Origin of the sequence: Vibrio methylphosphonaticus (genome assembly GCF_023634655.1) — a bacterium.
GTDB lineage: Bacteria > Pseudomonadota > Gammaproteobacteria > Enterobacterales > Vibrionaceae > Vibrio > Vibrio methylphosphonaticus.
The window spans coordinates 1-668 of record NZ_JAMKMS010000070.1 but is presented as its reverse complement, the minus strand read 5'-3'; the positions used below and the strand labels follow the sequence as shown (position 1 = coordinate 668).

1 protein-coding gene is annotated in these 668 nt (G+C 49.1%); it reads right to left on the bottom strand.

From position 1 onward, the window contains the following. Nucleotides 1-668 (bottom strand): tandem-95 repeat protein (locus M9196_RS23280; protein WP_250619884.1); only part of this gene is annotated, 668 nt, incomplete at both ends.

The following is a 668-nucleotide window of genomic DNA, read 5'->3' as shown; positions in this document are numbered from 1 at the left end:
AGAGCCCGCGACTGGAATGTCGTTAATTGAGTCAACGGTGACGTCAATGTTGGCGTCTGTGGTGGTCGTACCGTCACTTACTGAGAAGCTTAAGTCGACTTCGCCATTGAAGTTTTCATTTGGAGAGAAGGTATAACTGCCATCACCGTTGTCGGTGAACACACCATCAGTACCAGAGTAAGACACATCAGCAACGGATAAGTCATCGCCATCAATGTCTGAAGCGCCAGCTAGAAGCTGCTCATCAGTAAAGGTTAACGAGCCATCTTCTTGGATGGTATAACCGACATCTTCCACTACCGCTGCGTCATTCACTGGATTTACCGTGAGGTCAGCAGTGGCAACAACGGTATCCGTGCCGTCTGAAAGGTCAAAGCTTAAGTCAATGTCGCCATTGAAATCCGCATCGGGTGTGATGGTAAAGCTACCATCTTCATTGGCTGTGACTGTGGCATTATCGCCTGCGCTTAGGTTAGCGGCGGTGAGATCATCGCCTTCAACATCAGAAGCTTGAGCTAATAACTGTTCTTGAGACAGCGTAATTGAACCATCTTCGTCAACGCTGTAAGCCAGGTCGCCAGAGACTGGCGCATCGTTTACGGCAATCACGTCAATACCAGCAGTGGTGTCCGCTGTTGCACCGTCTTCATCTACAACAGTGACATCTA